This is a genomic window from Blastococcus sp. SYSU DS1024 (assembly GCF_054050795.1).
The window spans coordinates 25,202-46,776 of the sequence record NZ_JBJHAA010000023.1 but is presented as its reverse complement, the minus strand read 5'-3'; the positions used below and the strand labels follow the sequence as shown (position 1 = coordinate 46,776).

Below are 21,575 nucleotides of genomic sequence, written 5' to 3'. Positions count from 1 at the left end.
AGCTCGGCGCGGGGTGGGCGCCGGGGACCCGGCGCCCACCCCGCGAGGAGCGTGGCTCAGTCGCCCCCGGCGGCCGCCTGCTGCGCCTGCTGGTAGGCCGTCACGGCCTCCTGCAGGTCGGCCAGCGCCGCACCCTGGCCGGCGAAGTCGCCGGACCGCTGGGCGGTGGCCAACGCCTCGAGCGCGGCGTTGATGTCCTGGACGGCCTGCTCCATGTCCGGCGTGGCCGGCAGACCGTCCGTGCCGTCCGGCGGGATCGGCACGTCGGTGGGATCGGCCGGCTCCTCCACGCCGGGGGTGTCCTCCCCCTGCTCCACCTCGGTCGGCACCCCGTCGGCGTCGGACGCGACCACCCCTGCACCGTCGCCGAACACCTGGTCCAGCGCCTCGGAGAGGGTGTTGGCGTAGCCGATGCGGTCACCGAAGTTGACCAGCACCCGCTGCAGCAGCGGGAAGCCGCCCTCTCCGGTGCTCTCCACGTAGAGCGGCTCCACGTAGAGCAACCCGGCGTCGCCGATCGGCAGCGTCAGCAGGTTGCCGAACACGGCAGCGGAGTTCTGGCTGTCGAACAGCGTGAGGTCGGGCCGCACCTGGTTGTTCGTGATGAACGCGTTCTGCACCTGCCCGGGACCCCGGAAGGGAGTGTTGCCGGGTAGCTGCAGCACCTGGAGTGCGCCGTAGGTCTCCGGCGCACTCGACGCCGAGACGAACGCCGAGAGGTTCTCCCGTTGGAAGGCGTTCAGCGCACTGGTCAGCTGGAACGTCGCCTCGTCGTCTCCTGGTCGCTGGGCCAGGATGTAGTACGGCGGCTGGTTCTCCTCGATGTTCCGCGTCGGGTCGTCGGGGATCTGCCACCGGTCGCTGCCCTCGTAGAAGGCGATCGGGTCGTCGACGTGGTAGCGGGTCAGGATGTCCCGCTGCACCTTGAACAGGTCCTCCGGGTACCGGACGTGGCTGATCAGTTCGTCGCTCATCTCGCTCCTCGGCTCGACCACGCCGGGGAACGCCTTCATGAAGGTCTGGAGGACCGGGTCCTCCCCGTCCCAGGCGTACAGCCTCACCGTGCCGTCGTAGGCGTCGACGGTGGCCTTCACCGAGTTGCGGATGTAGTTCACCGTCTCGTTCGGCAGCGCGGTCGTGCCGGTGCCGGTGAGCGCGTCCGCCACCGCCTCGCCGAGCTGCATCTGCTCGGCGTAGGGGTAGGAGTCCGACGTGGTGTAGCCGTCGAGGATCCAGGTCACCCGGCCGTCGATCACCGCGGGGTACGGGTCGCCGTCGACCTCCAGGAAGGGCGCCACCTTCTCCACGCGTTCACGCGGGTCCCGGACGTAGAGGACCTTCGACTCCTCGTTCACCGCGCTGGAGAGCAGGAAGTTGCGCTCGCGGTAGTAGATCGCGTACGTCAGCTGCCGGAAGAAGCTGCCGACCGAGACACCGCCCGCGCCCTCGTAGGTGTTGTTGATCTGCCGGTCCTCGGATCCGCCCTCCGGCAGGTCGAACTCCCGCGGCGCGCTGCCCTCCGGAGCCCCGACCACCGAGTAGTCCTGGATCAGCTCGCCGTAGTAGATCCGGCTCTGCTCGACCGGGATGTTCCCCCGGGTCGGCAGGTCGCCGGTGGTGAAGTTCGGCTCGCCGCCCTCGGAGCCGGCCACGACCTCGTTCGCCGGAGCGGCGACGAAGCCGTGCCCGTGGGTGTAGACGGTGTGCCGGTTGATCCAGGTGCTCTGGTTCTCCGACAGCCCGGCGCTGTCCAGCTCGCGCACCGCCACGACGTAGTCCCCGGTCTCGCCGTCGATGGTGTAGCGGTCGATGTCGAGCTTCTCGGGGAAGCCGTACACGTTCCGGATCTGCTGGCGGGCCGTGAACGTGTCGGTCAGGACGTTCGGGTCCAGCAGCCGGGCGTTCGGGATGGTCTCGGTGTCGTTCCGCAGCTCGGCCAGCGCGACGTCGGGGTCCACCTCGTTGCCGGTGGTCTCCTGCGCGTACTGGACGTAGTCGATGTCGTCGAGACCGTAGGCCTCCCGAGTCGACTGGATGGCCCGCTCGATGTAGGGCGCCTCCTTCTCGTTGGCGCTCGGGTTGACGACGAACTGCTGGACGATCGCCGGGTAGGCCACGCCGATGACCAGGCTGGAGACCAGGAGCAGCACGAGGGCCGCGGCCGGCAGCAGGAAGTTGCGGACGACGATGTTGGCGAAGAACGCCAGGGCGCACACGGCCGCCACGAAGACCAGGATCGTCTTGGGCGTCAGCAGCGCGTTGACGTCGGTGTAGCTGGCTCCGGTGAAGACGCCACCGCGGCCGGAGTAGACCAGCCCGTAGCGGTCCAGCCAGTAGGCCACGGCCTTCAGGGCGAGGAAGAAGCCCAGCAGCACCGACAGCTGCACCCGCGCGGCGGCGGTCAGCTTCTGCCCGGGGGTCTGCAGCCTCAAGCCCCCGAACACGTAGTGCGTCAGCAGCGAGCCGATGAGCGCCAGGATGACGATCGCGAACCCGAAGCCGAGCAGCAGCCGGTAGAAGGGGTAGTCGAAGACGAAGAACGACAGGTCGATGCTGAACTGGGGATCGGTCCGGCCGAAGTCGGTGCTGTTGCGGAACGACAGCCACGTCTCCCAGCTGCTCTGCGCGGTGAATCCCGCGAACAGGCCGAGGACGACGGCGATGCCGGTCAGCACGAGGCCGCGCCGCGGCTCCAGCGACTGGCGGTAGCGCTCCAGGTTCTGCTGCTCGAGCGACATCGGCCGGAAGGTGGGCCGGAACCGGTAGGCCAGGTACACGGCCAGCGCGGTGAGCCCGCCGGTCGCCACGCCGGCGACGGCGAACAGCAGCGCGCGCGACTGCAGCTCGGTCCAGAAGACCTCGGTGTACCCGGTCTCGTCGAACCACAGGTAGTCGACGTAGACGTTGGTGAGGGTGCCGACGGCGGTGAACAGCACCAGCAGCACGGCGATGGCACCGATGACCAGCTTCGCGCGCCGGGACAGCGTCGGCACCGGCACGGGGGGCCGCATGGCCACGAGCGGTCTCCTTCAGTTGCGGGCGTGGTCTCTCGGCCACGCGACGATCGACCGTGGGGTCGGGTGGTGCGGCGCCGGGCGGACCCGGCCTCAAGGACAACGCACCGGACGGCGCGGGGTTCCCGGTGGGGGCGCGTCGGCACCTGTGGGGGCTCGGGTCAGCAGCTCTCCGGGGTCCGGCCGGCGCGCACGTCGGCGAGGGCCGCCAGCGCGTCGTCGAGGGTGGCGACCCGGGCCAGCGGGACGCCGGTGTCGGGGGCGGCCAGCGCCTCGGCGCAGTTGTCGGCGGGGACCAGGAACAGCTCGGCGCCGATGTCGCGGGCGGAGACCAGCTTCAGCGGGACACCGCCGATCGGCCCGACGTTCCCCGCCAGGTCGATCGTCCCGGTGCCCGCTATGACCGCGCCGCCGGTCAGGTCCTCCTCGCCCACCAGGTCCAGGATGCCGAGGGTGAGCATGAGGCCGGCCGACGGCCCGCCGACGTCGGCCACCTGGATGTCCACGTCGAACGGCGCGGACGGCTGGTCGAGCACGCTGATGCCCAGCCGCGAGCCCTCCCGCCCCTCGGCCGCCTGGGTGGTGACCGTCGCGGTACCCGGCTCGCCCAGCCGCGTGTAGCCGACGGTGACCGGCGTACCGGGCGGGATGCCGGCGAGGACGTCGGCCAGGACCTCCGAGTCGGGCACCGGCTGCCCGTCGACCGACTCGAGCGCGTCGCCCTCCTCGAGCAGCCCCTGCGACGGCGAGCCCTCGGGCACGTCCCGCACGACCACCTTCTCCGGGTAACCGAGCTCGCCCAGGGCCACGCTCTCGGCCGCCTGCTCCGAGGTGAGGAACGCCTGGCGGTTGACCTGCCGGGTCTCCTCCTCGGTGCGGTCGGGCGGGTAGACCGACTCCTCGGGGACGACGCTGATCTCCTCGTCGAACCAGCCGCGCACGGCCTGCACGAGGCTCAGCCCGCCACGGCTGACCCCGACGGTGGTGAGGGTGAGGTCGCCCTCGACCTCGTTGCGCCCCCTGCCCTCCACCGCGATGATCGGCTCGCCGTCGACCTCCCCGAGCGTGTCGAACGTGGGGCCGGGGACCTGCGCGACGTAGGGCACGGGCACGCTCGTGCCGAGCACGCCGAACAGCAGCAGGAGAACGGCGCCGACGCTGAGGACGGCGCTCCGACGGGTCACGACCGGCGAGCTTAGGGCCCCGTCCCCGGGGCGCGCCGCGAGCCCGCGGAACCGGGGGCGGTGGGCGACCCCACCGGCCCTCCCCCGCCGCGCGCCGGCGGGGGGCCCGCGCGACCGGTGCGCTCGTGGCGAACACGATCCCGCCCCACGGACGAAGATCACGCGTCTACCGTGGACCCATGAGCGACGTCCCGTTCGGCTTCGGCCCTCCCGACCGTGACCCCGAGCGCCGCGAGCCCGGGCGCCCAGGCGAGCCGGGAGCCGGCGACCCGTTCGGTCTCGGCGCCCTCTTCGGCGGCATGGCCGGCGGCGGGTCGCCCGAGGACGTGCTCGGCAAGATGCCGCTGTTCGCCGAGCTGCAGAAGCTCATGAACTGGTCGGGTGGCCCGGTCAACTGGGACCTGGCCCGGCAGGGGGCGATCAGCCAGCTGGCGGCCGGCCACCAGCCGTCGTCGGAGCAGGAGCGCTCCGCGACCGCCGAGGCGCTCCGGCTGGCCGACCTGTGGCTGGACCAGGTGACCGAGCTGCCGTCGGGGATCGAACGCACCGCCGCGTGGTCGCGGGTGGAGTGGGTCGAGCTGACCCAGCCGGCGTGGGCCGCGCTCATCGATCCGCTGGCCGAGCGGGTGGTGGCGGCGATGACCAGCGCGCTGCCGCAGGAGGCGGCGATGTCCTTCGGGCCCGTCGCCGGGATCATGGGCCGCATGGGCGGGCTGATGTTCGGCGCCCAGGTGGGCCAGGCGCTGGGCACGCTCGCCGGCGAGGTGCTAACCAGCACCGACGTCGGGCTGCCGCTGGCGCCTGCCGGCACCGGTGTGCTCGTGCCGCAGAACCTGGCCACGTTCGCCGAGGGGCTCGACCGCCCGGCCGACGAGGTCCGGCTCTTCGTGGCGCTGCGGGAGGCTGCCTCCCAGCGGTTGTTCGCCCACGTCCCCTGGCTGCGCCAGCAGCTCCAGGACGCCGTGCACGCCTACGCGCGCGGCATCACCATCGACCGCGAGGCGATCGAGCGGGGCATCAACGAGGCGATGTCCGGCGGCATGGGCGCGGGGCTGGACCCCAGCGACCCGGAGAGCATCCAGCGCCTGCTGGGCAGCGGCGTGCTCGAGCCCGAGGAGACGCCCGAGCAGCAGATGGCGCTGCGCCGTCTCGAGACGCTGCTGGCCCTGGTCGAGGGCTGGGTGGACACCGTGGTCGCCGCCGCGGCGGGCGACCGGCTGCCCGGGCACGCCGCCCTCGCCGAGACGATGCGCCGCCGACGGGCCTCCGGCGGTCCGGCGGAGCAGACCTTCGCCACCCTGGTCGGGCTGCAGCTGCGCCCCCGCCGGCTGCGCGACGCGGCGACGGTGTGGGGCGCCATGGGCCAGCAGCACGGCAGCGCGGAGCGGGACCGGCTGTGGTCGCACCCGGACCTCCTGCCGACCTCGGAGGACCTGGACGAGCCGCTGGACTTCGTCGCCCGCCAGGGCATCGATGACGAGCTCGCCGCGCTGAATGCCGACGACGCGGAGCCGTCGACGGGCGGGCAGGAGCCCGACGGGTCCGACGGGCCCATCCAGCGTGAGGAGGGCGGGGAGGGCTGAGCGCCGCTCAGTCGTCGACGTCGGACACCGGCTCGTCGCCGGCCGCGCCCGCGGTCGCGGCGAGCTCCACGCCCTCGAGGAAGCCCCGGGCCCGCTCGGCCCGGGGATAGCGCGCGACCAGCGCCCAGAACCGCTCGTCGTGACCCGGCTCGAGCAGGTGCACCAGTTCGTGCACCAGCACGTAGTCCACGACGTACTCGGGCATCGACTGCAGCCGGCTCGACAACCGGATGGTGCGGTCGGCCGGCGTGCACGAGCCCCATCGCCGGTGCTGGTTGTCGACCCAGCGGACGCTCGCCGGCTCGGCCAGCCCGTCGAGGTGGGCCGCGGACAGGGCCCGCGCCCGCGCCATCAGCTCCGCGTCGCCGCCGAGCGAGCGCTTGCGGCGTTCCTCGCGGATGCGCAGCTTGGCCACCATCTGGGCCACCCACCGCTGCTCCTCGGCCGGGCTGAAGGCCGCCGGGATGAGCACCACCGTGCGGCCGGACTCCCGGTAGGCGGTCACGGTGCGTCGTCGGCGGGAGCTGCGCCGGACCTCCACGACGTCGCCGTCCGCCGGCTCAGGCAGGGCGCTCACGTCAGGGGGCGTTCCGGGCACGGGGAGACCGTAGGACACCGCCTCGGCGTGGCGCCTGCGCGGAGACACCCGCTCGGGTGCAGGTCGCACGGATGGTGGACATCGCCACCGCTCCAGCCGGTGACCACGGTGGCCGGACGCGGGGATCCACACCCGTACGGGGACGTCCGTGCTGGTCGACGGGGCGGCGGAGCTCACCGCGGGCCACCTGTCCCCGGCTCCTCCCCCGGTTCCGCACAGGGACACGCCACGCCGTCCCCATGGCATCCACAGCCTCGTCCACAGCTGTGGGGAAGGGAGGGTCCCCGACCGTCGGGGACCCCGCCGCCGGGCGGCCGTCGACGGGGATGGCACCCGCCGGTCACGGGTAGCGTGCTCGCGCAACGGTGCCCGGCGTGCGAGCCGCGGCACCCCGGAGACGAGGAGATCCCGTGGCGGAGAGCTACAACGGTTACTGCGTGAAGTGCAAGGAGAAGCGCGACTTCGACGGCGAGGTCAAGGTCAGCGAGTCCGGCCGCCGGATGGCGCAGGGCACCTGCCCCGTCTGCGGCACCAAGATGAACCGGATCCTCGGCAAGGCCTAGGAGGATCCTTCTGCCCCCCACCGCCCGCAGGCTCGCGGCGGGCCCCTGCAGAAGGACCGTTCCATCCTCTCGCGTCGGCGGCGCCCTCTGGGGCGTCGCCGTCCGTGGTCCCGGGCGCCCCTGTGGACGGCGACCGCGCCGCCGCCGCGCAGCTGCCACCCTGCCGGGGTGAGCGACAACGCCCATCCCCTCCTCCCGGCGGCGACGCCGCTGCTCGTCGGCGACGACGGGGGCGTCCAGATCGGTGGGGTCGACTCCACCGACGGGCTGCTCCTCCACCCGGCCGCGGGGCTCGCTCCGCTGCTCCGGGCGCTCGACGGGCGCCGGTCGCGGCGGGTCGTCCGGGTCGAGGCCGCCCGGGCGGGCCTGGCGCCCGGCCTCGTGGACGCAGCACTCGACGCGCTCGCGTCGGCGGGCCTGGTCCGGCAGCTGGACCCGGCCGATCTGCTCGCGATGGGCCCCGGCCCGGCCGCCGCCGCCCGCGCGGCGGTCGAGCTGCCGGCGGCCGGCGCCGCCCCCGGCTCGGCCGGCTGGCGGACCCGGCGGCGAGCCACCGTGGTGGTCGAGGGCGCGACGCGGGTGGGCACCCCGCTGGCCGCCGTCCTGGCCGCGAGCGGGATCGGTCGCGTCGTGGTGCGGGACGCGGGCGTGGTCACCGCCGGGGACGCGATGGTCGGCGGACTGACCGCCGCCGACGAGGGGCGGCCCCGCGCCGTGGCGGCGGCGGACGCCGTCCGCCGGGCCAGCCCGCAGACCGACCTCGGACCGCTCCCGGCGGGGCTCCGGCCCGACGTCGTCGTCCTCACCCGCCCCTGGGACGCCTCCGACCCCGTGGTCCCCGCCGTGCCGGGGCCGCACCTGGTGGCCACGGTGCGTGGCGAGACGGGCGTCGTCGGGCCGCTGGTGATCCCCGGCGCCACCAGCTGCCTGCGCTGCGGCGACCTCCACCGGCGGGACGCCGATCCGCGCTGGCCCCGGCTGGCGGCGCAGCTGACCGCCGCGGAGCCGCCCGCCAGCGGGGCCACGGTCACCTGCCTGCTGACCGCGCTGCTGGCCGCCGGCCAGGTGCTCGCCTGCGTCGACGGGCGCGGCGCACCGGTCACCCTCGACGCCACCGTGGAGCTGCGTCCACCCGACCTGCTGCCCCACCTGCGCCGATGGCCGCCGCACCCGTCGTGCGGCTGCGGCGCGGCGGCGGGCGGGGAGGCCGCCGGCGCGGACGGTGACGGACGCCCTCCCGGCGGGATCCCGCCCCGTCGGGCGACAATGGCCGCTGAGCGAGCTCACGGGCTCACCGGACACGACACGGCGCCGCTCCGACCGGGCGCCGGCGAGGAGGACGTGTGAGTGACGAGCGACCGGCCATGCCGCGGGGGTCGGTCGCGCGGACCGCGCGCCTGGCGTCCCTGCCCCTGGGCGCCGCGGGCCGCGCGACCATGGGCCTGGGCAGGCGCCTGTCGGGGCAGTCCGCGGACACGGTGAACGCCGAGCTGCAGCAGCGCACCGCCGAGCAGCTGTTCGCGGTGCTGGGGCAGCTCAAGGGCGGCGCCATGAAGCTGGGCCAGACCCTCTCGGTGTTCGAGGCGGCGGTGCCCGAGGAGATGGCCGCGCCGTACCGCGAGGCGCTCACCAAGCTGCAGGAGGAGGCGCCGCCGATGCCCGTGCGGACCGTGCACGCCGTCCTCGCGCAGCAGCTGGGCGGCTCGTGGCGCCAGCGCTTCGCCGACTTCGACGACGCACCGGCCGCGGCGGCGAGCATCGGCCAGGTGCACCGGGCCACGTGGCGGGACGGCCGCGACGTCGCGGTGAAGATCCAGTACCCGGGCGCGGCGACGGCGCTCATGAGCGACCTCAACCAGCTGGCCCGGTTCGCCCGGCTCTTCGCCGCCGTCTTCCCCGGACTGGACGTGAAGCCGCTGATCGCCGAGCTGAAGGCGCGCGTGGTGGAGGAGCTGGACTACGGCCTGGAGGCCGACGCGCAGCGGGCGTTCGCCGCCGCCTACGCCGGGGACGCCGAGATCGCGGTCCCGAGGGTGGTGGCCAGCGCGCCCAAGGTCATCGTCTCCGAGTGGCTCGAGGGCACGCCGCTCTCCCGGATCATCACCTCGGGCAGCCGCGAGGAGCGGGACCGCGCCGGTCGGCTGCTGGCGACGCTGCACTTCTCCGCGCCGCAGCGCGCCGGGCTGCTGCACGCCGACCCGCACCCGGGCAATTTCCGGCTGGTGCCCGACGGCCGCCTCGGGGTCATCGACTTCGGGGCCATCGCCCGGCTCCCCGACGGCCATCCCGAGCCGATCGGGCGGCTGCTGCGCTGGGCCCTGGCCGGCCGCGCGGCGGAGGTGCTGGCCGACCTCCGCGCGGAGGGCTTCGTGCTGCCGGGGGTGCACGTCGACCCGGAGGCGGTCCTCGACTACCTGCTCCCCCTGCTGGAGCCGATCGCCGGGCGCCACTTCCACTTCACCCGCGCCTGGATGCAGGAGCAGGCCATGCGGATCGCCGATCCGCGGACCGAGGCCAACCGGTTGGGCAGGCAGTTGAACCTGCCCCCGGCGTACCTGCTCATCCACCGGGTCTCGATCGGATCGATCGGAGTGCTCTGCCAGCTGGATGCCGCGGCCGACTGGCGTGCGGTCCTGGAGGAGTGGCTCCCCGGCTTCGCCGACTGAGACACCCGACAGCCGAGGATGCGCGGCCTCCGGACCGCACCGCCGCCACGTCCCCGGGGGACGTGGCGGCGGTGCGGTCGGGAGGACCGCGATGTGCTCAGTAGACGGCGGCGCTGGCGCGGGCGGCCCGGCGGACCGCGCGCTCGGCGCGACGGGCGGCCCGCCGCGCCAGGTAGAGACGACGGGCGCGGGAGACGGCCATCGCCTCGGCCTGCAGCTCGGTCATGCGGCTGCGGGCCATCTCGTGCTCGAGCATGTACATGGCTGATTCCTCTGATCGGCTCCCCCTCGGGAGCACGGAACTGCTGGTGATGTGGTTACCGGACCCGGATGACCGCGGGCTCACGCCGCGACGACCTTCCGGGGACGGCCGCGTGGCCGCTTGCGGGCGATGACGACGCCCCGGTCGAAGATCTCCCCGCCCCAGACGCCCCAGGGCTCGGCGCGGGAGAGCGCGCCGGCCAGGCACGACTCCCGCACCGGGCAGTCGCCGCAGAAGGTCTTGGCGATCTCCAGCTGTGCCGGGCTCTCGGCGAACCACAGCTCGGGGTCCTCCACCCGGCACGGCAGGGGGCGCCGGACCGGGGCGGGGGGCAGGGACGGACGGGGTCGCCGCGGGACGGGGCCACCGGTCCGGGAGAGCCCGGCTCGGCGGTGGGACGTCGGGCGGTCGAACGTCTGCTGCACTGCCGCTCCTCCTCGTACTCGTCGGGTACGGCCGGCGGGGGCCCGCCGACCGAAGTCGGGACCGGGTGCCGCGGAGGAAAAGAGAAAGGCCGCGGATCCCGGGGTTCGGGTTCCGCGGCCTCGAGGAGGGCCGGTGAGCGTCTAGCTCAGCGGTCTCCCGGGGGAACGGATCCCGAGGGTGGTGCCGTCGTTCTGGGGCAGGTAGGTGGGCGCGAAGGGGCGCTCGACAGCGCGGAGGCGCTTGGGGCGCCGGTCGAGGGCGACGGCCGCGCGCGGCGTGCCGATGGCTCCGCCGCGGACGACGGCCCGCTCGCCGGCGCAGCCGGCGGAGGACAGACCGGTGCCCTCGCGCTGGGCGGCGGGACCAGCCATGATCAGGCCCCCCGTGCGCGCGTCGACGCCACCCAGGCCGAGCAGGTCGGCGGAGGCAGCGGTGATCGGTGTGGTGATGGTCATCGGGATGCCCCCTCCTTCCTCTCTCCGCTCCCGGCCGGTCGGCCGGGCGCGCTACGGGGCGCAGCTCGTGTGGAACGGGACACTAGGACCGGCCCGGATACCGGGTCAATCGAATAAACGACGATCCCTCCGGACGGTGTCCCCACCGGTCTCGGAACCGCCTGCCGTCGCCCTCGGCGACCGCTCCCTCACCGGCTCAGCCGGTGACGGTGGCCAGCACGTCCTCGCCGTAGAGCTCCAGCTTCCGGGCGCCGACCCCGGGCAGCCCGGACAGCTCGCGGAGGCTGGCCGGCCGGCTCTCCGCGATGGCCTGCAGCGTGGCGTCGGAGAAGACGACGTAGGCCGGCACCGAGGCGGACTGCGCCGCCTGGGTGCGCCAGGCACGCAGCCGCTCGAACAGTTCCCCGGCCTCGCCCTCCAGCACCACCTTGGCGCGCTTGGCGGGGCGCCGGGGCGGGGGCGCGGTCGGCCCCGACCCCGGCGCCAGGCCGTCGAGGAACCGGCTCCGCGGGCGGGACCGCCGGCCGCCCGGGTTGCGGGCCAGCGACCAGGACAGGGTCAGCTGCTCGCGGGCGCGGGTCACCGCCACGTACAGCAGCCGGCGCTCCTCCTCCACCGCGACCGGGCGGCTCAGCGACTGGGCGATCGGCAGCACGCCGTCGACCAGGCCGACGACGAAGACGACGTCCCACTCGAGGCCCTTGGCGGCGTGCATCGACGCGAGGGTGACGCCCTGGACGGTCGGTGCGTGCTGGGCGTCGGCCCGCTCGGCGAGGTGGGTGACGAAGCCGGCGAGATCGAGCGAGGGGTTCTCGGCGACCAGGTCGACGGCGAGATCGACCAGCGCGGCGAGGGACTGCCAGCGGTCGCGCGCCGCTCCCCCCGCCGGCGGACGGTGCTCCACCCAGCCGGTGGAGGCCAGCACGTCACGGACGGCGGGCACGAGCATGCCCGGCTCGCTGCCCCCGGCGGCCGCCCCGCGCAGCAGCAGGACCGCCTCCCGGACCTCGGGCCGCTCGAAGAACCGCTCCCCGCCCTTGAGCACGTAGGGCACCCCGGCATCGGCCAGCGCGGACTCGTACACCTGCGACTGCGCGTTGATCCGGAACAGCACCGCGATCTCGGCGGCGGGCGTCCCGTCGTCGATCAGCGCCTTGCAGCGGGCGGCGACCGCCGCCGCCTCCGCCGGCTCGTCGGGGTGCTCGACGAACGTCGGCTCCGGACCCTGCGGCCGCTGCCCGAGCAGGCGGAGCCCGGGCAGGCCCTTGCGCGGGGGCGCCTGGCCGATGAGCCGGTTGGCCAGCCCGACGACCTGCGGGGTCGACCGGTAGTCGCGCTCGAGCTTGACGACGGCGGCGTCGGCATACCGGTCGGCGAAGCCGAGCAGGTAGTCGGGGTCGGCGCCGGTGAAGGAGTAGATGGTCTGGTTGGGGTCGCCGACCACGCAGATCTCGGCCCGCCCTCCCAGCCAGGCGTCGAGCAGCCGCTGCTGCAGCGGGTTGACGTCCTGGTACTCGTCGACGACGAAGTGCCGGTACTGGCCCCGCACCTGGCGGGCGACGTCGGGGTGCTCCTCGAGCGCGTAGGCGGTGACCAGCAGCAGGTCCTCGAAGTCGAGGGCGCCGTCGCGCTGCTTGGCCTGCTCGTAGCTGGCGTAGACGGCGGCGACGGCGGCGGGCTCGAACGGGGCCTCCCGGCCGGCCGCCTGCGCGCGGGCCGGGTAGTCCTCCGGCGTCGCCAGCGTGGTCTTGGCCCACTCGATCTCGCTGGCGAGGTCCCGCAGGCTCGTCCGGTCGGTGGTGAGCCGGTTGCGCGTGGCGGCGGAGGCGACCACCCGCAGCTTGTTCTCGATCAGCCCGGGCATCGGACCGCCGAGCACGCGGGGGGCGAAGTACCTCAGCTGCCGCATCGCCGCGGCGTGGAAGGTGCGCGCCTGCACCCCGCCCACGTCGAGCGCGGCCAGGCGGGCGCGCAGCTCACCCGCCGCCCGCGCGGTGAAGGTGACCGCCAGCACCTGCTCGGGGACGTAGGTGCCGGTGTGCACGCCGTAGGCGATCCGGTGGGTGATCGTGCGCGTCTTGCCCGTGCCGGCACCGGCGAGGATGCAGACCGGCCCCGACACCGCCTGCGCCGCCGCACGCTGCTCGTCGTCGAGGCCGTCGAGCACGGCCTCCGCGTCCGCGTGCGCCATCGCCGGCGTCCTCCCCGTCCCTCACCCGACTCGTACCCGGGAGCCGACGGCTCCCGGCGACGATCCTCCCAGCCGGCAGCGACGGACGGCGGGAAGGTTCCCCAGGAGCACCACGTTGGGACCCACGCACCACGGCCACCCCGACACGGGGCTGGACCGACCCGGCACGAACAGGGAGACTCCCCGCGATGACCACGACCCCCGGCGCTGCCGTCACGATGTACACCACCACGTGGTGCGGCTACTGCGTGCGGTTGAAGAAGCTGATGCAGCGCGAGGGCATCGAGTTCGCCGAGGTGGACATCGAGACCGATCCCCAGGCGGCGGACCTGGTCATGCAGGCCAACGGGGGCAACCGCACCGTGCCCACGCTGGTCTTCTCCGACGGCACCGCGTTGACCAACCCGAGCATCGACGCGGTGAAGGCCCAGCTCGGACAGCTACCGGAGGCGTGAGCACCCGTGGTCCCCGGCCCCAGGCCCTCCGACGAGCTCGACGGGCACGTGTCCCCCGATGCGCCTGCCCGCCCCGAGGTCTCGGCCGTCCCGGGCGCCGGTGACCGGCCGCGGGTCGCCCTGACCAGGACGGAACGCGGTTGGGTGGTCGTCCCCCTCAGCGGCGGCCCGGTCGGTGGTGACCCCGTGGACGACCTCGTCGAGGGGATGACCCTGGCCGACCTGGTGGCCGACGAGCTGGGCGGGCTGCCCGAGCCCGACCGCTCCGCCCGGCGCTCGGCCCGCGGCCCGGTGACCGCACCCGGTGACGCCGACCCGGTCGACGTGCGGATCGCGGCCCTGCAGCGCACCGTCGCCCAGCTCGAGCACGCGCTCGCCGCGCGCGTGTCCACGGAACGGGCGATCGGGGTGCTGGCCGAACGGCAGGGCGCGAGCCCGCGGACGGTGTTCGAGGGGCTGCGCCGGGAGGCGCGCACCCAGGGCCGTCCGGTGGTCGAGCTCGCCCGCGAGGTGCTCGAGAGCCTGGTGGCCGATGCCGTCGCCCCCGCCGGTGGGCCGGAAGGCCGCACGTCCTCCGCGGTCGCGCCGGTGCCCCCGCCTCCGCCGCGCGCCGAGCCGGTGCGGCCCGACGCCGTCACCACCGCGGACGGCCGCTCCTGAGCCGACCGGAGCCGCTCTCCCCCGGCGCCCTCGCCGACCGCCTGGCCGACCTGCTGGCGGAGCTCCCCGCCGAGCCGGGCGCCACCGCGCTGCGCGTGGCCGTCGACGGCCCCGAGCTGGCGGGACCGGAGGACCTGGCGCGCTCGATCGCCGATCGGCTGCCGACGCTGGGCCGGGCCGCCGTCGTCGTCCCCGCCACCGGGTTCTACCGGCCGGCATCGCTGCGGCTGGAGCACGGGCGCACCGATCCCGACGCCCGCTACACCGACTGGCTCGACGCCGGCGCCCTCGCCCGCGAGGTGCTGGGACCGGTCGGACCGGGGGGCTCCGGGGAGTACCTGCCGGTGCTGTGGGACCTGGACCGCGACCGGGCCGCCCGGGCGCCGCGCCGGCCGGCGCCCACCGGCGGCGTGCTGCTGGTGGCGGGTGCCCTGCTGCAGGGGGTCGGCCTGGCCTTCGACGTCGTGGTGCACCTGCGGGTGACGCCGGCCGCCCGGCGCCGCAGGACCCCACCGGAGGAGACCTGGGCGCTCCCGGCCTTCGACCGCTACGACGACGAGGTCGACCCCGCGGCGCTGGCCGACGCCGTGGTGCTGGCCGATCACGCCGACCGCCCCGCGCTCGTGCTCGGCGGTCGCTGGGGTGCCTAGAGCTCGCCGCGCAGCCAGCGGTCGAGGATGTGCCGGGCGATGGAGATCGACGGCGGCACCGCCAGCTGCCCGTCGGGCGCCCGGAGCTCGGCGCGGGTGAACCAGCGGGCCTCCTCGATCTCGTGCGGATCGAGCCGGAGGTCCTGGTCGCCGTCGGCACGGGCCACGAACCCGAGCATGAGCGACTGCGGGAACGGCCAGGGCTGGCTGGCGACGTAGCGCACGTCGCTGACGCGGAGCCCGACCTCCTCCTCGACCTCGCGGGCGACGGCCCCCTCGGCGGACTCCCCCGGCTCCACGAAGCCAGCGAGGATGGAGAACCGGCCCGGCGGCCACGTCGCCTGCCGGCCGAGCACCACGCGGTCGCCGCCGTCGTGGACGAGCATGATCACCGCGGGGTCGACCCGCGGGAAGAACTCGGTTCCGGTCGTGGGGTCCCGCTGCGTCCAGCCGGCCCGCTCGACCGTCGTCGGGGCGCCGGTGAGCGGGCTGAAGCGGTGCCGTTCGTGCCATTCCAGGATGCCGACCGCCTGCGCCAGCAGCCCTGCGTCCAGGTCGTCGAGCTCCGCGCCGACGTCGCGCAGCCCCGCCCAGAGGTCGACCGGCCGGCCGTTGACGGTCAGCGCCCGCTCGCCGCGCACCGCCGCGTACGGGACGCCGTCGGCCTCGCCGAGGAAGATCGCGCCCGCCGGCAGCTCCGGCCGCTCGTCCCAGACCAGGCGGGGGCCGGAGGGACCTTCGGCCACCGGCACCGTCCGGGCGGCGTCGACGGTGAGCACCCGCACCGGACGGCCTCCGGTGGGGTCGGGCAGCGCCCGGGCGAGGTGCGCCCGGTCGTGCGCGGCCCGGGAGAGCAGGGGGCCGCCGTCGCCGCCGCCGGTGGTCACGCCTGTCCGCCGCCCCCGGTGACGGTGACCGGCGCCAGGGCGCCCAGCGCGGCGGCCACGCGGTCCGCGTCGCCCACGACGACGGCGGTGAGCGCCTCGGGCGCCAGGTAGCGCGCGGCCGCGGCCTGCACCTGCTCCACGGTGACCTCGGTGAGGTCGCGCTGGTGGGTGCTCAGCCAGTCCGCCGGCAGCCCCATGCCGAGCAGCGCCGACAGCGTGCTGGCCAGGCCGGCGTGGGTGGACGTGGACAGCGCCATGCTGCCGAGGACGTAGCGGCGGGCGGCGTCCAGCTCCGCCTCGGTCACCGGGGTCAGCGCCATCCGCCCGAGCTCGTAGAGCGTCTCCAGCAGGGCCGGGCCGGTCACCTCGGTGGCCACGTCCGCCTCGACCAGGAAGGACGACGCCGCGCGCTGGTGGTCGACGGCGCTGCGCGGGCTGTAGCTGTAGCCGCGCCGCTCCCGGATGTTCTCCACCAGCCGGGAGGAGAAGTACCCGCCGTAGACCATCGCCGCCAGCCGTGCCGCCGGGAGGTCGGGGTCGGTCCGGCTGGGGGCCGGGCCGCCCAGCCGCAGGTTCGACTGCACCGCACCGGGCCGGTGCACGAGCTCGATGCCGTGGGCCGGCTGCTCGGCGACCGGTGGGGTCTCCACCGCCTTGCCACTGCCGGTCCACCCCTCGAGCGCCGCGGCGGCGGTGCCGGTCGCGGCCGCGGGGTCCAGGTCGCCGACGAGGACGAGGGTGCTGCCCGCCGGCAGGACCCGCTCGCGGTGCAGCCGCCGCAGCGCCGGGGCGCGGACGGCGGCGACCAGCTCGGCGTCGGGCAGCTGGATCGCGTACGGGTGGGTGCCGTACCGGCGGGCGGCCAGCGCCGAGCGGGCGATCGTGCCGGGCTGCGTGCGGGCGATCGCGATCCGCTCGGCCAGCCGGTCCCGCTCGCCGTCGACCCGGCCGGCCGGGTAGCTCGCGCCGGTGAGCAGCTCGGCGAGCAGCTCGAGGACGGGCCCGAGACCGCCGGGCAGCAAGGTGGTGCCGAAGATCAGCCGGTCGGCGTCCGTGCTCACCGACAGCTCGGCGCCGTGGCTCTGCAGCAGCTGGGCGACCTCGGCCTGGTCGTGCCGCTGCGTCCCGAGCAGCACCGCCCCGGAGAGGACGGCGCCGCGCGCCGCGTGCACGCCGGCGTTGCGGGTGTTGGGCGCGGCGAACGGCACCCGCAGCCGGAGCTCGACCAGGGGCACCCCGGGCCGCGGGACCACGACCACCCGGAGGCCGTTGGGCAGCGTGGTCTCCTCGGCCACCGGCGCCGGCTGCGGGCGCGGCTCGCCCAGCGGCGGGATCAGCGAGACCTGCTCGGGCGCGGTCATCGGGTACCTCCAGCAGGTCGCAGCTCCAGCACCGCGACGGTGCCCGGATCGAGCCCGCGGGCGGCTCCCTGCACCGCCTCGGGGGTCACCGCCGCGAGGCGGGCGGCCAGCTCGCCGGCGAGTTCCGCGCGCCCGTGCACGAGCTCGGCCGCGGCGAAGGCGAGGGTGCGGCCGAGCACCGAGTCGGCCTGCTGGAGCAGCTGCGCCTCGATGCGCGCCTGCACCCGGCGCAGCTCGTCGGCGTCGACGCCCTCGCCGGCGATGCGCGCCACCTCCTCGTGCACGGCGGCCATCACGCGCTCGGCCGGCACGGCGGCCGGGTGGTGCACCTGCGTGGTGAGCAGGGTCGCGTCGCGGACGTCGAAGGGGTCACCGAACAGCCCCACGTAGCTGCTCTGCGCGATGGCGATCCGGTCGTCGTGGACCAGCCGGCGCTCCAGCCGGGAGGCGTCGCCCTCGCTGAGCAGCTCGGCCAGCAGCACGCTGCCCAGGTAGGTGTCGAAGTCGCCGACGGGGTCGGGCACCCGCCAGCCCAGGGCGAGCGCGGGCGCCGGTGCCAGGGCGTCCTCGACCACCGCGGAGCGCACCGTCGTGGGGGACGGCTCGCCGGTGGCCGGCAGGGGCGGGACGTGCCGGCCGGGGATGGGACCGAACCAGCGGCGGACCAGCTCCTCGGTCGCGGCGACGTCGAGGTCGCCGCCGACGCACAGCACCGCGTTGCCCGGCGCGTAGTACTTCTCGAAGAAGTCGGTGGCGTCGGCGACCGTGGAGGACTCCAGGTCGACGAAGGAGCCGTAGCCGTCGTGGGTGTTGGCGAAGGTCTCGAAGGCGACCTGGGGCAGCTGCAGCCAGGGGAAGGCGCCGTAGGGGCGGTTGAGCACGTTGACCCGGATCTCCTCCTTCACCACGTCGATCTGGTTGCGGAGGTTCTCCTCGGTGATCGCCGGCGCCGCCATGCGGTCGGCCTCGAGGAAGAGGGCGCGCTCGAGCGCCTCGGCGGGCAGCGCCTGGAAGTAGTTCGTGTAGTCCTGGTGGGTGGACCCGTTGAAGGTGCCGCCGGCGGCCTGGACCAGCCGGGCGTGCTCCATCTTCGCGACGTTGGCCGACCCCTGGAACATCATGTGCTCGAAGAGGTGGGCGAAGCCGGTTCGCCCCTCGGGTTCGTTGCGCATCCCGACGTCGTAGTAGACGCTCACCGCCACCACCGGCACGCTGCGGTCGGGGGCGAGGACCACCCGCAGGCCGTTGTCCAGCGTGAATCGTTCGATCGGGTGCCGCAGGGTCAGTTCGGTACCAGCTGCAGTCACGCGCCCGACCCTAACCGCGGATCGGCGGCGAGCGCCGGGCGCCCGCCGCTGTGCACTCGTCGGGGTCATCGGGTGGCGGTGACCCCGGTGTCTGCACGCCTGCGACCGCCCGCGTCCTCACTCCAGCACGTCGACGTCGTCGATCACCCGGTCGATGACGCCGTACAGCTCGGCGTGGGTGTTCGGGATGGAGATGTAGAGCAGCGCCGGCGCCGGCCGGCCGACGTCGACGAGCAGCAGCGCCGCCCGCTCCCCCGAGGCGTCGTAGCCCTCGACGTCCCACGCCAGCTGGAACTCGAGGAGGTGGGCGGGACGCCCGTCGACGGTCCGGGGCTCGTCGCGCCGCACCTCGAGCGCGTTGGGCCGCGGGTAGTAGTTGGCGCGGACGCTCGCGGCCAGCGTCGTCACCGTGCTCTGCAGGGTCGACGGGCCGGCCCACCCGTACACGTCGGCCACCGGGCCGGAGGTGCACTGGGAGATGAAGATGCCGCCGTCGGGGGTGGCCTCCTGGGTGGTGAAGTACTGGCCGGCGGTCGTGGTCGTCTCCAGCTGCTGGCCCAGGTCGAACTCCGACCACCCCTCCCCCAGGTACGGGTAGGAGATGCCGGCGGCCTCGTCGATGATCCGCACCGTGCCCGGCGGGAACGCCGGGCCGGGCGCCGGCGCCGGTGCCGCACCGGGCTGCTGGGCGGGGGTGGCGGCGGTGCCGCCGTCCCCGCCCGACCCCAGCGACAGCACGGTGACGACGGCGGCCACGAGGAGCACCAGGACGGCGCCCGCGGCGACCCACCGCCGGATCCGCGACCGTGCCCCGGCGGGCGCGGCGGCCGCCGGCTCCGCGGCGCTCGGCCCCGCGGTCCGGGCGGCGGCCCGGTGCACCTCGACACCGGGGCCGGCGGGCATCATGACGTCGGACCACGCGCTGCCGCTCCACCAGCGCACCATGCCGGGAGAGCCACCCGGGTCCGGGTACCAGCCCGGCGCCGCTTCCTGGCCCACTCCCGTCACGGCCTCAGCGTAGGGCGTGGCCCGCGGCGGCACCGTCGCCCGCGCCCGTCGAAGGAGGCCGCCGTGCACCCCGCCGGACCCGGGCCCGATCCGGCGGTCGTGGGCCGGCTGAGGGCGGCCGGCTGCGTCTTCGCCGAGGAGGAGGCAGCCCTGCTCGTGTCCGCCGCCGACGACGCCGCCGGCCTGGCGCAGCTCGTCGGGCGGCGGGTGGCCGGGGCCCCGCTGGAGCAGGTGCTGGGCTGGGCCGAGTTCTGCGGCCTGCGGGTCGCCGTCGCGCCGGGGGTCTTCGTCCCGCGCCGCCGGACCGAGCTGGTGGTCCGCGAGGCCCTGCCGTTCACCCGTCCGGGCGCCGTCGTCGTCGACCTCTGCTGCGGCACGGGGGCGGTCGGCGCCGCGCTGGCGGCGGCTGAGCCCGGGATCGACCTGCACGCGGCCGACCTCGACCCCGCCGCCGCGGCCTGCGCCCGGGTCAACCTCCCGGGGGTGCCCGTGCACGAGGGCGACCTGTTCGAGGCGCTGCCCGCGGGGCTCCGCGGCCGGGTCGCCGTCCTCACCGCGAACGTGCCCTACGTGCCGACCGGCGCCCTCGGGCTCCTCCCGCCGGAGGCCCGCGACCACGAGCCGCGGGTCGCCCTGGACGGTGGTGCGGACGGGCTGGCGCTCGCCCGCCGGGTCGCGGCCGGGGCGCCGGAGTGGCTGGCACCGGGCGGGGCGCTGCTGTTCGAGTGCGGCGAGGGGCAGGTCGCCGCCGCGCTCGACCTGGTCGCCGCCGCGGGCCTCTCGGCCCGGCTGGTCACCGACGACGACCGCGGCGCCACGGTCGTCGTCGGTACCCGGAGCTAGCCGAGCCGGCGAGCGGCCAGCTCCCGCCACAGGTGGGCCGCCGCCTCCGCGCCGCGGTACAGCATCGGCAGCAGCACCCGCTCGTTCGGGGAGTGGATGCGGTCGGTCGGCAGGCCGGCCCCGAGGAACAGCAGCGGTGCGCCGAGCGCCTCGACGATCGCCGCCTCCGGGCCGCTGCCGCCCTCGCGGGTGAACAGCACGTCGGCCGGGTCGGTGTCGAAGGCCTGGCCGATGGCGGCCAGCAGGGCGTCCATGTGCGGGGAGTCCAGGTCGCTGGCGCAGGGGGCGACCCCGCCCGGCGGGGTGTGCACCTCGGCCGCGATGCCGGCCGGGACGGTGGCCTCGACCCAGGCGCGCAGCATCGGGCCGATGTCCTGCGGCCGCTGGTCGGAGACCAGGCGGAAGGTGACCTTGGCGTGCGCCTCGGCCGGGATGATCGTCTTGTGACCCGGGCCGGTGTACCCGCCCCACATGCCGTTCACCTCGGCGGTCGGGCGGGCGCCGGTGCGTTCGAGCGTGCTGAAGCCCGCCTCGCCGTAGGTGGCCCGCGAGGCGGCCGGGCCGGCGAGCCACGCCTGCTCGTCGAACGGCACCCGGCTCATCAGCTCGCGCTCGCGGTCGGACAGCGGCCGCACCCGGTCGTAGAAGCCCGGGATCGTCACCCGGCCCTGCTCGTCGTGCAGCTTCGCCAGCAGCTCCGCCATCGCGTGCAGGGGGTTGGGGACGGCGCCGCCGAACGAGCCGGAGTGCAGGTCCACGGCCGGGCCGCGCAGCGTGATCTCCGCGTCGGCCAGGCCGCGCATCGCGGTCACCGCGCTGGGCACCCCAGGCGCGGCCATGCCGGTGTCGCTGACGACGACGACGTCGCAGGCCAGCCGGTCGCGCTTCTCCGCCAGCAGCGCCTCGAAGTGCGGGGACCCGGACTCCTCCTCCCCCTCGATCAGCAGCTTGACCGTGACGGCGGGGGTGTCGCGGCCGGTGGCAGCGAGGTGCGCGCGGATGCCGAGCAGGTGGAAGGCGACGTTGCCCTTGTCGTCGATGGCCCCACGGGCGTGCAGCTCGGGTCCGTCGGGGCCCTCGACCCGGGTGGGCTCGAACGGCGGGTGCTCCCACAGCTCCAGCGGGTCGACCGGCTGGACGTCGTGGTGGCCGTAGACGAGGGCGACCGGGGCGCCGGGATCGGCCGACGGCCACTCGGCGAAGACGGCCGGCGCGCCGGCGGTCGGCCAGATCTCGACGGTCGGGAAGCCGACGCGACGCAGCGCGTCGGCCAGCCACGTGGCGCTGGCGGCGACGTCGCGGGAGTGGGCGGGGTCCGCCGAGATCGACGGGATGCGCAGCCAGGCGTCGAGGTCGGCGTGCAGGTCGTCGAGGTGGTCGAGGACGAAGTCACGTTCGGCGCTGGTCACGGTCCCCGACCGTAGCGGCGTCAGCGCGCCGCCCTCCGCCCGGCTAGCGTCCG

Annotated in this window: 20 protein-coding genes; 8 read left to right on the top strand and 12 right to left on the bottom strand. The window is 75.3% G+C overall.

Going from position 1 to position 21,575, the window contains the following annotated elements; all coding sequences use genetic code 11:
• Positions 1-56: 56 nt before the first annotated feature.
• Together ACI79S_RS17695 and ACI79S_RS17690 are read right to left on the bottom strand one after the other, a co-directional pair.
• Positions 57-3,011: a UPF0182 family membrane protein gene (locus tag ACI79S_RS17695; RefSeq protein WP_456594759.1), complete on the bottom strand. Its 2,955-nt coding sequence runs from the start codon at positions 3,009-3,011 to the stop codon at positions 57-59.
• 164 nt (positions 3,012-3,175) lie between these two features.
• The gene (locus tag ACI79S_RS17690; RefSeq protein WP_456594753.1) at positions 3,176-4,198 is read right to left on the bottom strand and encodes a YlbL family protein; all 1,023 of its coding nucleotides are present in this window, start codon (positions 4,196-4,198) and stop codon (positions 3,176-3,178) included.
• Positions 4,199-4,377: 179 nt separating this feature from the next.
• Between ACI79S_RS17690 and ACI79S_RS17685 the strand changes: the two genes are divergently transcribed.
• Positions 4,378-5,781, top strand: coding sequence for a zinc-dependent metalloprotease (locus ACI79S_RS17685; RefSeq protein WP_456594752.1), 1,404 nt, complete (start codon positions 4,378-4,380; stop codon positions 5,779-5,781).
• A gap of 7 nt (positions 5,782-5,788) precedes the next feature.
• Here ACI79S_RS17685 and ACI79S_RS17680 read toward each other — a convergent pair whose 3' ends face one another.
• Positions 5,789-6,358: a M48 metallopeptidase family protein gene (locus tag ACI79S_RS17680; RefSeq protein WP_456594751.1), complete on the bottom strand. Its 570-nt coding sequence runs from the start codon at positions 6,356-6,358 to the stop codon at positions 5,789-5,791.
• A gap of 431 nt (positions 6,359-6,789) precedes the next feature.
• Here ACI79S_RS17680 and ACI79S_RS17675 point away from each other — a divergent pair, with 431 nt between their 5' ends.
• The 3 genes from ACI79S_RS17675 to ACI79S_RS17665 all read left to right on the top strand — a co-directional run bounded on the left by ACI79S_RS17675 (position 6,790) and on the right by ACI79S_RS17665 (position 9,608).
• Positions 6,790-6,942 (top strand): DUF5679 domain-containing protein, encoded by a 153-nt coding sequence (locus ACI79S_RS17675; protein WP_012950213.1) that lies wholly within the window; start codon positions 6,790-6,792, stop codon positions 6,940-6,942.
• A gap of 168 nt (positions 6,943-7,110) precedes the next feature.
• Positions 7,111-8,289: a ThiF family adenylyltransferase gene (locus ACI79S_RS17670; RefSeq protein ID WP_456594750.1), complete on the top strand. Its 1,179-nt coding sequence runs from the start codon at positions 7,111-7,113 to the stop codon at positions 8,287-8,289.
• Positions 8,286-9,608 (top strand): ABC1 kinase family protein, encoded by a 1,323-nt coding sequence (locus ACI79S_RS17665; protein ID WP_456594749.1) that lies wholly within the window; start codon positions 8,286-8,288, stop codon positions 9,606-9,608. The genes ACI79S_RS17670 and ACI79S_RS17665 overlap by 4 nt, the downstream gene beginning before the upstream one ends.
• Positions 9,609-9,705: 97 nt before the next feature.
• Here ACI79S_RS17665 and ACI79S_RS17660 read toward each other — a convergent pair whose 3' ends face one another.
• The 4 genes from ACI79S_RS17660 to ACI79S_RS17645 all read right to left on the bottom strand — a co-directional run bounded on the left by ACI79S_RS17660 (position 9,706) and on the right by ACI79S_RS17645 (position 12,942).
• Complete coding sequence (locus ACI79S_RS17660) at positions 9,706-9,870, bottom strand: hypothetical protein (protein ID WP_456594748.1); 165 nt, start codon at positions 9,868-9,870, stop codon at positions 9,706-9,708.
• A gap of 80 nt (positions 9,871-9,950) precedes the next feature.
• Positions 9,951-10,166 carry a WhiB family transcriptional regulator gene (locus ACI79S_RS17655; RefSeq protein WP_456594747.1) on the bottom strand — a complete coding sequence of 72 codons (216 nt, stop codon included), beginning with the start codon at positions 10,164-10,166 and terminating at the stop codon, positions 9,951-9,953.
• A 270-nt stretch (positions 10,167-10,436) separates the two neighbouring features.
• Positions 10,437-10,751, bottom strand: a complete 315-nt coding sequence (locus ACI79S_RS17650; RefSeq protein WP_456594746.1) for a hypothetical protein — start codon at positions 10,749-10,751, stop codon at positions 10,437-10,439.
• Between the two features lie 196 nt (positions 10,752-10,947).
• Positions 10,948-12,942: an ATP-dependent helicase gene (locus ACI79S_RS17645; protein ID WP_456594745.1), complete on the bottom strand. Its 1,995-nt coding sequence runs from the start codon at positions 12,940-12,942 to the stop codon at positions 10,948-10,950.
• Between the two features lie 188 nt (positions 12,943-13,130).
• On the opposite strand from ACI79S_RS17645, the gene ACI79S_RS17640 reads away from it, so the two are divergent.
• The 3 genes from ACI79S_RS17640 (at position 13,131) to ACI79S_RS17630 (ending at position 14,707) form a co-directional block, all read left to right on the top strand.
• Positions 13,131-13,397, top strand: coding sequence for a mycoredoxin (locus tag ACI79S_RS17640; RefSeq protein WP_456589881.1), 267 nt, complete (start codon positions 13,131-13,133; stop codon positions 13,395-13,397).
• A 186-nt stretch (positions 13,398-13,583) separates the two neighbouring features.
• Complete coding sequence (locus tag ACI79S_RS17635; RefSeq protein WP_456594744.1) at positions 13,584-14,057, top strand: ANTAR domain-containing protein; 474 nt, start codon at positions 13,584-13,586, stop codon at positions 14,055-14,057.
• Between the two features lie 95 nt (positions 14,058-14,152).
• Positions 14,153-14,707, top strand: coding sequence for a uridine kinase (locus tag ACI79S_RS17630; protein WP_456594743.1), 555 nt, complete (start codon positions 14,153-14,155; stop codon positions 14,705-14,707).
• Here the strand turns inward: ACI79S_RS17630 and nudC are convergent.
• The 4 genes from nudC to ACI79S_RS17610 form a co-directional block, all read right to left on the bottom strand.
• Positions 14,704-15,594, bottom strand: coding sequence for an NAD(+) diphosphatase (nudC, locus tag ACI79S_RS17625; RefSeq protein ID WP_456594742.1), 891 nt, complete (start codon positions 15,592-15,594; stop codon positions 14,704-14,706). The genes ACI79S_RS17630 and nudC overlap by 4 nt on opposite strands.
• Complete coding sequence (locus ACI79S_RS17620) at positions 15,591-16,955, bottom strand: M16 family metallopeptidase (protein WP_456594741.1); 1,365 nt, start codon at positions 16,953-16,955, stop codon at positions 15,591-15,593. Before ACI79S_RS17620 ends, nudC begins: the two co-directional genes overlap by 4 nt.
• Positions 16,952-18,262, bottom strand: coding sequence for a M16 family metallopeptidase (locus ACI79S_RS17615; protein ID WP_456594740.1), 1,311 nt, complete (start codon positions 18,260-18,262; stop codon positions 16,952-16,954). The genes ACI79S_RS17620 and ACI79S_RS17615 overlap by 4 nt, the downstream gene beginning before the upstream one ends.
• Positions 18,263-18,379: 117 nt before the next feature.
• Entirely contained in the window at positions 18,380-19,270 is an 891-nt protein-coding gene (locus ACI79S_RS17610; protein WP_456594739.1) for a DUF2510 domain-containing protein, read from the bottom strand.
• A 63-nt stretch (positions 19,271-19,333) separates the two neighbouring features.
• Here ACI79S_RS17610 and ACI79S_RS17605 point away from each other — a divergent pair, with 63 nt between their 5' ends.
• Positions 19,334-20,113: a putative protein N(5)-glutamine methyltransferase gene (locus ACI79S_RS17605; RefSeq protein ID WP_456594738.1), complete on the top strand. Its 780-nt coding sequence runs from the start codon at positions 19,334-19,336 to the stop codon at positions 20,111-20,113.
• Here ACI79S_RS17605 and ACI79S_RS17600 read toward each other — a convergent pair.
• The gene (locus ACI79S_RS17600) at positions 20,110-21,522 is read right to left on the bottom strand and encodes a dipeptidase (protein ID WP_456594737.1); all 1,413 of its coding nucleotides are present in this window, start codon (positions 21,520-21,522) and stop codon (positions 20,110-20,112) included. The two genes, ACI79S_RS17605 and ACI79S_RS17600, sit on opposite strands and share 4 nt — an antisense overlap.
• Positions 21,523-21,575: the final 53 nt, after the last annotated feature.

Bases quoted from the DNA above. Each gene is read 5' to 3' on its own strand.
- ACI79S_RS17695 (WP_456594759.1), bottom strand. From the start codon at position 3,011: ATGCGGCCCCCCGTGCCGGTGCCGACGCTGTCCCGGCGCGCGAAGCTG.
- ACI79S_RS17640 (WP_456589881.1), top strand. From the start codon at position 13,131: ATGACCACGACCCCCGGCGCTGCCGTCACGATGTACACCACCACGTGG.
- ACI79S_RS17645 (WP_456594745.1), bottom strand. From the start codon at position 12,942: ATGGCGCACGCGGACGCGGAGGCCGTGCTCGACGGCCTCGACGACGAG.
- ACI79S_RS17685 (WP_456594752.1), top strand. From the start codon at position 4,378: ATGAGCGACGTCCCGTTCGGCTTCGGCCCTCCCGACCGTGACCCCGAG.
- ACI79S_RS17650 (WP_456594746.1), bottom strand. From the start codon at position 10,751: ATGACCATCACCACACCGATCACCGCTGCCTCCGCCGACCTGCTCGGC.
- ACI79S_RS17620 (WP_456594741.1), bottom strand. From the start codon at position 16,955: ATGACCGCGCCCGAGCAGGTCTCGCTGATCCCGCCGCTGGGCGAGCCG.
- ACI79S_RS17660 (WP_456594748.1), bottom strand. From the start codon at position 9,870: ATGTACATGCTCGAGCACGAGATGGCCCGCAGCCGCATGACCGAGCTG.